The sequence below is a fragment of the Pigmentiphaga daeguensis genome, from assembly GCF_039523035.1.
Classification (GTDB): Bacteria; Pseudomonadota; Gammaproteobacteria; order Burkholderiales; family Burkholderiaceae_B; genus Pigmentiphaga; species Pigmentiphaga daeguensis.
Genome location: NZ_BAAAEN010000003.1, coordinates 119,947 through 131,613 on the forward strand (window position 1 = coordinate 119,947; position 11,667 = coordinate 131,613).

Genomic DNA, 11,667 nt, shown 5'->3' on the forward strand with positions numbered 1-11,667 from the left:
GTCGCGGCGCTTCGGCGCGTCAAAGAAAGCGGTCCAGGATACGGCGGCTGGCCCGGTCCAGGCGCTCCAGGTCGCGGATCAGGAAATGAATGCCGTGGCCGTCCGAGATCAGGAGCTTGGACTGGGAGATGCGCCGGATGTCCTGTTCGCTCTTGAGCCACAGCCGGGCTTCGCCGCGGTTGGTGCGGACGGTCCAGGTCGTGGGCGTGACGTAGCTCGCCACCTGCACGATGCGCTGGATCTCGGGCATGAATTCGCGGTGCCCGAGTTCTTCCCGCACCAGATCCCGCGCCGCGGGCGGCAGGTCCGCCAGGCGCGGGATCCAGGCGACCTCGTGCCCGCCCGGGCCGACCAGCGAGATGTCCTCGGACTCGGTATCGATGGGAAAGGCGCGCACGGGCGTCACTTCCTCGGCCGCGCCGCCATCGGCGGGGGTGCAGATCAGCCGGCCGTAGGCGTTGCGGCTCAGCGTATAGGGAAAGGCCTGGCTCATGCTTGTTCCTCGTCGTCGCCGTCCCAGGTGTTGTCGCTGTCGCTGCCGGGAGGATCGAGCTGGCGGGTCTGTGCCTGGTGCAGGCGGTAGTAGGCGCCGCCCTTGGCGATCAGGTCCTCGTGGCGGCCCTGCTCGACGATGCGGCCACGGTCCAGCACCACCAGCCGGTCGGCCCGCCGCAAGGTGCTGAGCCGGTGGGCCACGGCGATGGTGGTGCGCCCCTGCACCAGGTTGTCCAGCGCCTTCTGGATCTCCTGTTCGGTCGAGGTGTCGACCGACGACGTGGCCTCGTCCAGGATCAGGATGCGCGGATCGATCAGCAGCGCGCGGGCGATGGAGATGCGCTGGCGCTCGCCTCCCGACAGGGCCTGGCCGCGTTCGCCCACCAGCGAATCGTAGCCGTGCGGCAGGCGCAGGATGAACTCGTGCGCGTGGGCCGCGCGCGCGGCGGCCACGATCTCCGCGCGGGTCGCGTCGGGCTTGCCGTAGGCGATGTTCTCGGCCACCGTCCCGAAGAACAGGAAGGGCTCCTGCAGCACCACGCCGATGTTGCGCCGGTACTCGGGAATGGACAACGCGCGGATGTCGACGCCGTCCACCTTGATCGATCCCTGCGCGACGTCGTAGAAACGGCAGATCAGGTTGACCAGCGTGCTCTTGCCCGAGCCGCTGTGCCCCACCAGGCCAATCATCTCGCCCGGCCGGATGTCCAGGTCTATGCCGCGCAGCACGGCGCGCGTGCCGTAGCGGAAGGTCGCCTCGCGGATCTGGATGCTCCCCTCCACCCGGCCGATGGGCACCGGATGGGCCGGTTCGGGCACGCTGGAGACGCGGTCCAGGATGTCGAAGATGCGCTTGGCGCCCGCCGCCGCCTTCTGCGTGACCGAGACGATGCGGCTCATGGAGTCCAGCCGCAGGTAGAAGCGGCTGATGTAGGCCAGGAACGCCGCCAGCACACCCACCGAGATATGGTGGTTGGCGATCTGCCAGATGCCGAATATCCAGACCACCAGCAGGCCGACCTCGGTCAGCAGGATGACCGTGGGCGAGAACATCGACCACGTGGTGTTGACCTTGTCGTTGACCGCGAGGTTGTGGTTGTTGGCCTCGCGAAAGCGCGCCACTTCGCGCTTTTCCTGGGCGAAGGCCTTGACCACCCGGATGCCCGGGATGGTGTCGGCCAGCACGTTGGTGATCTCGGCCCAGTTGCGGTCCACCTTCTCGAACCCGTGGCGCAGCTTGTCGCGCACCAGGTGGATCAGCCAGGCGATGAAGGGCAGCGGCAGCAGCGTGACCAGCGCCAGCCAGGGATCGATGGAGACCAGGATGCCGGCGGTCATCAGGATCATCAGCACGTCGGTGGCGAAGTCCAGCAGGTGCAGCGACAGGAAGACGCAGATGCGGTCGGTCTCGTTGCCGATGCGCGCCATGAGATCGCCCGTGCGCTTGCCGCCGAAGTATTCCAGCGACAGTTGCTGCAGGTGTTCATAGGCGCTGGTGCGCAGGTCGGCGCCGATGCGCTCGCTGACCCACGCCAGGATGTAGGTGCGCGACCAGCCCAGCACCCAGGCCACCAGCGCCGCGCCCAGCAGCCCGGACAGGTACAGCGCGGCCAGCTCGTAGTCGATGGGCTTGCCGTTCTGGAACGGGATCAGCACGTCGTCCATCAGGGGCATGGTCAGGTAGGGCGGAACCAGCGTCGCGGCGGTGGACAGGACAGTCAGGATGAAGCCCAGGAGCAGCCGGCCGCGATAGGGGCGGGCGAAACGGCGCAGCCGCAGCAGGGCCCAGCCCCGGTTCTCGACCGGTGCCTCCGCCTCGCAGGCCGGGCAGTCCTGCTCGCCTTCCGGCAGCGGCGCATGGCAGCGCGGGCAGGCCGGGGCCAGCCGGGCCGCCACGCCGCCCCGCGCCAGCGCGACCAGTTGGCGGTCGAACTGGTCGGCCAGCCGGACGGCACCGGCGTGGTGCGCCATGGTCGTGCGCCAGAGCGCCAGCCGGGCCTGCGTATCCACCAGCTCGACCGCGACTACGCCCGCGTGGTCCGACAGCGCCAGCCGCATCCCCTCGCGCAGCGGCCAGTCGCGCCATCCCGGCGCATCGGCCGAGGCCGCCAGCAGCCGGGTCTCGGTCAGCACCAGCGCGCCCCGGGCATAGCGCAGTTCGGTATCGAGATCCAGCTCCAGCCAGGCGCAGACGGTTTCGCCGTCGGCCAGCGGCGGGGCGGCCTGGCCACGCCAGGCATCGGGCAGGGAGGACAACGGATGAGACGCGGCAGTCATCGGCGGGCAGTGCCCCAAATAAGCAACATAGTATTTGTAACTATTTATAATTCATGAAAATATGTCAGCCTCACGTAAGTATTATAGTTCCCACCAACTTCCGTTGTTCGAGAAACCGATGCGTTGTAGCGTCGCATCTAGGGGATTCCCTAAACCGTGTATTCCATCTTGCCTGCCAGGCAAGGGGGCAATACATTTCCGCTCATCTACGATTGTCATCGGATTGACTCGAGTACGCCCCGAGAGCGTACACCCAGCTCGCATCGTTCCACCCGGACCCTCGTCCCAACTTCTCAGCCTGTCCGCGCCGCCTGCACGCCCCGGTTTTCCGTTCCGCGCCGTGCGCCCCGCTCCAGACCCATTTTCGTCATGAAACGCAAACACATTGAATTCCTCGATGTGCTGTCCCTGCGCGGACCCAGCATGTGGACTTATCCGCCCGTCCTCGAGGCCTGGGTGGACATCGGGGAGCTCGAGGACTTTCCGTCCAACCTGATCCCGGGCTTCTACGAACGGCTGGAGGCCTGGCTGCCGACGCTGATCGAGCACCGTTGCAGCTACGACGAACGCGGCGGCTTCCTGCGCCGCGTGCGCGAAGGCACCTGGCCGGGCCACATCCTGGAACACGTCACGCTGGAGCTGCAGAACCTGGCCGGACTGCCGGGCGGCTTCGGCAAGGCGCGCGAGACGTCCACCCGCGGGGTCTACCGCGTCATCGTCAGCGCCTACCAGGAAGAAGTCACGCGCGCCGCGCTCCACACGGCGCGCGATCTGGTCATGGCCGCGATCGAGGACCGCCCCTACGACGTGCCGGCGGCCATCGAGGCCCTGCGCGACCTCGTCAACGAACACTGGCTGGGCCCCAGCACCGCCAGCATCGTGCAGGCCGCCGAGGACCGCCGCATTCCCTACATCCGCCTCAACCAGGGCAACCTGGTGCAGTTCGGCTACGGCGCCGCCCAGCACCGCATCTGGACCGCCGAGACCGACCGCACCAGCGCCGTGGCCGAAGGCATCGCCTGCGACAAGGACCTGACCAAGAGCCTGCTGCAGGCCTGCGGCGTCCCCGTGCCCGAGGGACGCGCCGTGGACAGCAAGGACGACGCGTGGGAAGCCGCGCAGGAAATCGGCCTGCCGGTGGTGGTCAAGCCCAGCGACGGCAACCACGGCCGGGGCGTGTTCCTGGACCTGCGCACGCGCGAAGCCATCGAGACCGCATTCGACGTGGCCAGCGGCGAAGGCAGCGGCGTGATCGTCGAGCGCTGCGTGCCCGGCAACGAACATCGCCTGCTGGTGGTGGGCGACCGCATGGTGGCCGCGGCGCGCGGCAAGACGGCCTCGGTGATCGGCGACGGCCGCTCCACGATCCAGCAGCTGATCGGCAGCCAGCTCAACTCGGACCCGCGCCGCGGCAACACCGAAGAGCATCCGCTGAACCTGGTCGCGCTGGACTCCGCCGCGCGCATCGAACTCGAACGCCAGGGCTATGACGGCGACTCCGTCCCGCCCGCCGGCAAGGAAGTCCTGATCCAGCGCAACGGCAACGTCGCCTTCGACGTGACCGACGAAGTCCACCCCTCGGTCGCGGCGCACGTGCGGCTGGCGGCGCGCATCGTCGGCCTGGACATCGCCGGCGTGGACCTGGTGGCCGAGGACATCTCGCGGCCGCTCGAGGAACAGGGCGGCGCCATCGTCGAGGTCAACGCCGGCCCCGGCCTGCTGATGCACCTGAAGCCGGCCGAGGGCAAGCCCCGTCCCGTGGGCCGCGCCATCGTCGACCACCTGTTTCCCAACGGCGCCGAAGGCCGCATCCCCCTGGTGGGCGTGTCCGGCAGCCACGGCATGACCGGCGTGGTGCACCTGGTCGGGCAATTCCTGCGGCTGTCGGGCCGCCGCGTGGCCACGGCGTCCAGCCAGGGCCTGTACTTCGACCACCGCCAGGTCGATCGCGCCCCCGCCGGCTGGAGCGCCGTGCAGCGCGCGCTGATGAACCCCCTGATGGAAGCGGCCGCGATCGAGAACGGCGCGCGCGCCATCCTGACGCAAGGCCTGGCCTACGACCGCTGCCAGGTCGGCGTGGTGACCAACCTGGACCCCGCGCAGACGCATCCGGACCTGTCCATCGTCGAGCCGCAGCAGATCTTCAACGTGCTGCGCACCCAGGTCGACGTCGTGCTGCCCACCGGCTGCGCCGTGCTGAACGCCGCCGACGAACTGGTGGCCGACATGGCCCGGCTGTGCGACGGCGAGGTGATGTTCTTCGCGCGCGACGGCAAGCTGCCCCGCATCGCCGAGCACCTGGCCGCCGGCAAGCGCGCGGTCTTCGTACGCGCCGGCTCCATCGTGCTCGCCCACGGCGCGGACGAAACCCTCCTGGCCCCGCTTGCCTCCGTGCCCTGCCTGGCCGGACAGCCGGGCCTGCCGATCGAAAGCGTCCTGGCCGCCGTTGCCGCGGGCTGGGCGCTGGACCTGCCGCGGGACTGCATCCGCGCCGGGATCGAAACCTACGGCATGCCGGCCCCCGCGGCCGCCGCGGCCTGAAAGCCTGGGAAACGCACAGGAAGAACATCATGGAAGTCTCACGTATCCGCGCGCTGCGCGGCCCCAACCTGTGGAGCCGGCGCACCGCGCTCGAGGCGATCGTCTCGTGCACCGAAGCCGAGCGCGCCATCGCCGGCATCCCCGGCTTCGAGGCGCGCCTGCGCGCCCGCTTTCCCGCCATCGGCCTGTTGCAGCCGGCGGGACAGGAACGCTCCGTGTCCATGGCACGCGCGCTCGGGCTCGCCACGCTGGGGCTGCAATCGCAGGCCGGCTGCCCGGTCACCTTCGTGCGCACCGTCCCCACGCTGGACGCGGGCATCTACCAGGTCGTGGTCGAGTACACCGAGGAAGAAGTCGGCAGGCTGGCCCTGAAATTCGCGCTCGAACTGTGCCAGGCCGCCGAACAGGACACGCCCTTCGACCTGGAGGCCGCGCTGGCCAAGCTGCGCGACCTGGACGAGGACGTCCGCATCGGTCCCAGCACCGGCGCCATCGTGCAGGCGGCGGTCCAGCGCGGCATCCCGTACCGCCGCCTGACCCAGGGCAGCCTGATCCAGTTCGGCTGGGGCAAGAAGCAGCGGCGCATCCAGGCTGCCGAAATGGACCGCAGCAGCGCCATCGCCGAATCGATCGCCCAGGACAAGGAACTGACCAAGACGCTGCTGCATGCCGCCGGCGTCCCGGTGCCCGAGGGCCGCCCCGTCGAGGATGCCGAGGACGCCTGGGCGGCGGCGCAGGAGATAGGCGCCCCCGTGGTCGTCAAGCCGCGCGACGGCAACCAGGGCAAGGGCGTCGCGGTCAACATCTCGACGCGCGAGCAGGTCCTGGCGGCCTATGCCGTGGCCGAAAAGTACGGTTCGGCGGTCCTGGTCGAACGCTACATTCCCGGCCACGATTTCCGCCTGCTGGTGGTGGGCAACAACCTGGTCGCGGCCTCGCGGCGGGATCCGCCGCAGGTGTTCGGCGACGCGGTGCACACCATCCGCGAACTGGTGGAAGAAGTGAACAAGGATCCTCGCCGCGGCGAGGGCCACGCCACCAGCCTGACCAAGATCCGCCTGGACGACATCGCCATCGCGACGCTGGCCAAGGCGGGCTACACTCCCGACTCGGTCCCGCCCAAGGGCGCGCTGGTCATCCTGCGCAACAACGCCAACCTGAGCACGGGCGGCACGGCCACCGACGTCACCGACGAAGTCCACCCCGAGTTCGCCGCCCACGCCATCGCGGCGGCGCGCACGGTGGGCCTGGACATCTGCGGCGTGGACGTCGTGGCCGGCACCGTGATCAAGCCGCTGGAAAGCCAGGGCGGGGCCATCGTGGAAGTCAATGCCGCTCCCGGCCTGCGTATGCATCTCGCCCCGTCCTACGGCAAGCCGCGCGCCGTGGGCGAGGCCGTCATCGCCGACATGTTCGCGCCCGAGGACGACGGCCGCATCCCCCTGGTCGCGGTGGCCGGCACCAACGGCAAGACCACGACCGTGCGCCTGATCGCCCATCTGCAGGGCGTCAACGGCCATCTGGTCGGCATGACCAATTCGGACGGCGTCTACATCGGCCAGCAGCGCATCGACGTGGGCGACTGCAGCGGGCCGCGCAGCGCCCGCAACGTGCTGCTGCACCCCGACGTCGACGCGGCCGTGTTCGAGACGGCGCGCGGCGGCATCCTGCGCGAGGGACTGGGCTTCGATCGCTGCGACGTGGCGGTGGTGACCAACATCGGCATGGGCGACCACCTGGGCCTGAACTTCATCAGCACGGTCGAGGATCTCGCGGTGGTCAAGCGGGTGATCGTCGAGAACGTGGCGCCCACCGGCACCGCCGTGCTCAACGCCACCGACCCCAACGTCGCCAACATGGCCGACAGCTGCCCCGGTTCGGTGATCTTCTTCTCCAGCGACCGCCAGCACACGCTGATCACCACCCAGCGCGCCAAGAACCAGCGCGTGGTCTATCGCGACGGGCAAGCCATCGTCGCGGCGCGCGGCGCCGAGGAACAGCGCATCGCGCTGGCCGACATCCCGCTGACCTACGACGGCGCGATCGACTTCCAGGTCGAGAACGCCATGGCGGCCATCGCCGCCGCCTGGGCGCTGGGCCTGGACTGGCAGGTCATCCGCCGCGGCCTGGCCAGCTTCGTGAACGACGCCCAGACCGCGCCCGGCCGTTTCAATCGCTTCGAGTTCCGCGGTGCCACGATCTTCGCCGACTACGGCCACAACCCGGACGCCATCCAGGCGCTGGTGCGCGCGATCGAGCGCATGCCCGCCAAGCGGCGTTCGGTGGTGATCAGCGGCGCCGGCGACCGCCGCGACGTGGACATCCGGCGACAGACCGAAATCCTGGGCACCGCCTTCGACCAGGTCGTGCTGTACGAAGACCAGTGCCAGCGCGGCCGCGAGGATGGCGAAGTGCTGGCCCTGCTGCGCGAGGGCCTGGCGGGCGCGACCCGCGCGCAGGACGTACGCGAGATCCGCGGGGAGTTCCTGGCCATCGACACGGCCATGGACGAACTCGGGGCGGGCGATCTGTGCCTGATCCTGGTGGATCAGGTGGAGGAAGCGCTGGCCCACATCGAGCAGCGCATCGCCGCGGATTGCGCGATCAATGCGGCGATGCGGCAGCCAGCAGGCCAATCAATCGCGCATTGAGCGCGTGCTGCTGGGCCTGCCATTGCGCCAGGAGTTCCGCCGATGGCGCCTCCTGGCCGTCGGCGGCGCTCAGCCACCGCTTCCACCAGGCGCGGTACTCGTAGTGCGAGACCTCGCCCGTGATGTCGCTGCCGATCACGCGGCCCGACAGCGCCTCGAGCGCCCGGGCCACGTGCTCCTCGCGCAGGATGCCCTGGTCCCAGTTGGTGCGCGCCACCTCGGGGTGGAACACGTCCTTGTCGATCGAGACATAGGTCGGCTCGGACGAGGCCGCCAGGACGGGCAGCACCGCATCCATCAGCGCCTGCGGGCCGTCGAAGCTGCGCACGGCGCCGCCCAGGCCCAGCAGCCGGGCCCAGCCGGCATCCACGTTCATGCACCAGTAGCTGAGCTTGCCGCCCGCCAGCGGACGCAGATAGTTTTCCCAGCTGTGCGACCAGCCCACGTCGCCCGACGTGATGCCGATCACATGGACGTGCGACACGAAGGGCAGCGCGGCCACCCTGCGCACCCACGACCCGCAGTGGATGCCGAACAGATAGCGCATGTTGTCCGGATGGTTGTCGAACACCACCACGCGGAACGGCCCTCGCGCGCGCATGCGCTCGATCAGGGGCCAGCTCAGGTGGTGGAAATCGCCGCTGCCCATCAGCACCGTGCCATGCTGCGCGGGCATCGCGCCGTCCAGCTCGCGCCGCAGGGCGCGGAACGTGGCCAGCGAGCACCCGAAGCGCACGGACTCCTGCCAGGACTGCAGCGGCAGCACCGTGGCGCCGGCCACGTGGCCGCAGGCATCGTCGAAATCGAGCACCAGCGGAGCCGCATTCATGACTTGTCGCCCTCGCTCCACGTACGGTCGCCCTCGAAACGCCCGGCGAAGCGCTTGAGCACGGCCCGCAGCAGGGGATTGCGGATGTAGACGGCGTGCCGGGTGAAGGTGAACGACGCCCCCAGGTAGGATTTCACCTCGGGATCGGTCCAGCCGGCGATGTAATGGCGCAAGCCGCGTTCCAGCGCGTATTCGAGGTTGACCATCCAGCTGACGAAATACAGGTTGTTGTCCCGCGCCTCGGGATACCGGAACCCGATGTACTTGTCGACCAGGTTGCCGTCGCACTCGAAGCAGATGTTGTAGCCGATCATCCGGCCTTCGCGCCGGTACACGAAAATGATCCCGCCGCTGTCGCCATCCTGCAGGACCCGCTGGAAGAAGTCTTCCGTCAGCAGGTCGAAATGCATCTCGCTCTGGTCGTAGACGTTGCGGTACAGCGCATAGAACTCGCGCAGCACCTCGGGGCGCGTGAACCGGGCATCGCCCGCCATGACCCGCTCGATGTCCAGCCCCGCGCGCGAGCGCAGCTTGCGGCGGATGTTCTTGCGCCGCGAATAGGACACCCTTTCCAGATAAGCGTCCAGGCTGGTGAAATCCACGGGTACGTAGGCCAGCGCCTGGCCTTCCACCAGCACGAAGCCCTCGGCCTGGCAGGCCTGGGCCAGCGCCGCCGCGTAGTCGTTTTCCTCAGCGCTCAGCAGCGGCGAGTCCTGCGGCAGGTCCTTGACGATCAGGAACGGCTGCTGGCCGCCGTGCTCGGCCTTCAGTTGCGCGGCCAGGCGCACGGGATCCGTGCCCGCGGCCAGCAATGCGTATTCCGAGACGGTCGTGCCGACGAACGCGGTGCGCGGCTGCAGCAGGCCCTTCCAGAAGCGGAAGCCCGGCAGGCGCCGCACGAGGCGCTTGGCACCGTCGTCGGCAGTGGTCAGCAGGTCGAAGCGGGCGCGGAACATCGGGCCGCCGCTGGCGGTCACCCACGCAGAAAAGCCTTGGGGCGGGCAAGCCAGGAAATGGCCTACCAGCCCCTCGGGTTCCAACCTGTTCAGGTACGGCCGCAGGAAGTCCGGGGTCGCCCCCGGACCGGCAACCTCAACCGCCGTTCTTTGCACGAGTCAGCAACTGGTCGAGCAGCGCCAGTCCCTGGTCGATCTCTTCCGGCGTGATGTGCAGCGAAGGCGCGAACGTGATGACGTTCTTGTAGTAGCCGCCGACGTCCAGGACCAGGCCCATCTTCTTGCCCTTGTAGTCCAGGTCGCCGGACAGGCCGATGTCCACCATCCGGTCCAGCAGCGCCTTGTTGGGCGTGAAGCCGTCCTCGGTGCAGATCTCGGCGCGCAGGGCCAGGCCCAGGCCGTCGACGTCGCCGATCTCGCGATGGCGCTTCTGCAGGTCCTTCAGGCCCTCCAGGAAGTGCTTGCCGCTGGCCATCACCATGGCCTCGTAGTCGACCTCGGCCAGCATCTTCATGGTTTCCAGGCCGACGGCGGTGCCGAGCGGGTTGGAAGCGAAGGTGGAGTGGGTCGATCCCGGCGGGAACACCGTGGGGTTGATCAGCTCTTCGCGCGCCCACAGGCCGGCCAGCGGGTTCAGGCCGTTCGTGAGCGCCTTGCCGAAGACCAGCACGTCGGGCTTGACGCCGAAGTGCTCGATGGCCCAGAGCTTGCCGGTACGGTAGAAACCCATCTGGATTTCATCGACCACCAGCAGGATGCCGTATTGGTCCAGCACCTTCTTCAGGCCCTTGAAGAAATCGGGCGGGGGCACGACGTAGCCGCCGGTGCCCTGGATGGCCTCGACGTAGAACGCGGCGTATTCGGCCTGGCCCACCTTCGGGTCCCAGACGCCGTTGTATTCGGTCTCGAACAGGCGGGCGAAACCGGCCACGCAATGTTCGCTGTATTCCTCGGGCGTCATGCCGCGCGGGCGGCGGAACGGATACGGGAACGGCACGAAGTGGGCGCGCTCGCCGAAGTGGCCGTAGCGGCGGCGGTAGCGGTAGCTGGAGGTGATGGCCGAGGCGCCCAGGGTACGGCCGTGGTAGCCGCCCTCGAAGGCGAACATCAGGCTCTTGCCTTCCGTGGCGTTGCGCACCAGCTTGAGCGAGTCCTCGACGGACTGCGAGCCGCCGACGTTGAAGTGCACGCGGCCCTTGTAGCCGAACTTGCGCTCGGCGTCCTGCGCGATGACCTTGGCCAGCTCGATCTTGGTCGGATGCAGGTACTGGCTGGCGACCTGGGGCAGCACGTCCAGCTGCTTCTTGAGCACGTTGTTCAGGCGCTCGTTGCCATAGCCGAAGTTGACGGCCGAATACCACATCTGCAGGTCCAGGTACGGCGTGCCCTGGGCATCGTACATGTAGCTGCCTTCGCAGCGATCGAAGATCTTCGGCGGATTGACGTAATGGACGGTATCACCGAACGAGCAGTATTGCGCTTCGTCGGCAAGCAGTTGGGATTCGGAGCTCATTAAGGGAAACCTCGGGGGAGATCAGTTGCGGCCGCGGGCCTTGTGGGCTGGGCGCCCACCGCTTATCGTTCTGGGAAGTACACGGGAAAGTCCCCGGCGACCTTCCCGACCCTCCGCCGTTGCGCAGTATCGCAGAAAAGCCGTGGACTGCCATCGTCGACACGGCCGGTGGGCTGCGCCTGTTGCAGGAGGCGCATAGGGTAAACGGCCATGGTGGACATTTCCATTACCATTCAGTAAGACGCTCCTGCCGCGGAATTATAGCTGCCCGGCGCCCGATATATCGCGCCGCTCGCGCCCGATGCCCAACAGACAGTAAGATCACGCCTGTCGCGATTTCGCCCCTCGTCGCCGGGGCCGCTTACCGCCTCCACGCCCCACAGCTCCTCTGCGCGCCTGGCCATG

6 protein-coding genes and 1 pseudogene are annotated in these 11,667 nt (G+C 68.4%); 2 read left to right on the plus strand and 5 right to left on the minus strand.

Annotated features, from left to right (window positions below; translation table 11 throughout):
• Positions 1-19: 19 nt before the first annotated feature.
• Positions 20-493 carry a cyanophycin metabolism-associated DUF1854 family protein gene (locus ABD104_RS05490; RefSeq protein WP_087837326.1) on the minus strand — a complete coding sequence of 158 codons (474 nt, stop codon included), beginning with the start codon at positions 491-493 and terminating at the stop codon, positions 20-22.
• A complete protein-coding gene (locus tag ABD104_RS05495) occupies positions 490-2,772 on the minus strand; it encodes a cyanophycin metabolism-associated ABC transporter (protein ID WP_343927236.1) in 2,283 nt (760 codons plus the stop codon). Before ABD104_RS05495 ends, ABD104_RS05490 begins: the two co-directional genes overlap by 4 nt.
• A gap of 369 nt (positions 2,773-3,141) precedes the next feature.
• Here ABD104_RS05495 and ABD104_RS05500 point away from each other — a divergent pair.
• Both ABD104_RS05500 and cphA read left to right on the plus strand, forming a co-directional pair.
• Positions 3,142-5,280, plus strand: a pseudogene (locus ABD104_RS05500) (cyanophycin synthetase); the annotation flags it as partial.
• A 62-nt stretch (positions 5,281-5,342) separates the two neighbouring features.
• A complete protein-coding gene (gene cphA, locus ABD104_RS05505; protein ID WP_132979433.1) occupies positions 5,343-7,964 on the plus strand; it encodes a cyanophycin synthetase in 2,622 nt (873 codons plus the stop codon).
• Here cphA and ABD104_RS05510 read toward each other — a convergent pair.
• From ABD104_RS05510 to ABD104_RS05520, 3 genes are all read right to left on the minus strand, one after another.
• Positions 7,918-8,793 (minus strand): arginase family protein, encoded by an 876-nt coding sequence (locus tag ABD104_RS05510; RefSeq protein WP_087837330.1) that lies wholly within the window; start codon positions 8,791-8,793, stop codon positions 7,918-7,920. The two genes, cphA and ABD104_RS05510, sit on opposite strands and share 47 nt — an antisense overlap.
• Positions 8,790-9,749 (minus strand): GNAT family N-acetyltransferase, encoded by a 960-nt coding sequence (locus tag ABD104_RS05515; protein WP_207958612.1) that lies wholly within the window; start codon positions 9,747-9,749, stop codon positions 8,790-8,792. The genes ABD104_RS05510 and ABD104_RS05515 overlap by 4 nt, the downstream gene beginning before the upstream one ends.
• 136 nt (positions 9,750-9,885) lie before the next feature.
• A complete protein-coding gene (locus ABD104_RS05520) occupies positions 9,886-11,262 on the minus strand; it encodes an aspartate aminotransferase family protein (RefSeq protein ID WP_087837331.1) in 1,377 nt (458 codons plus the stop codon).
• Positions 11,263-11,667: the final 405 nt, after the last annotated feature.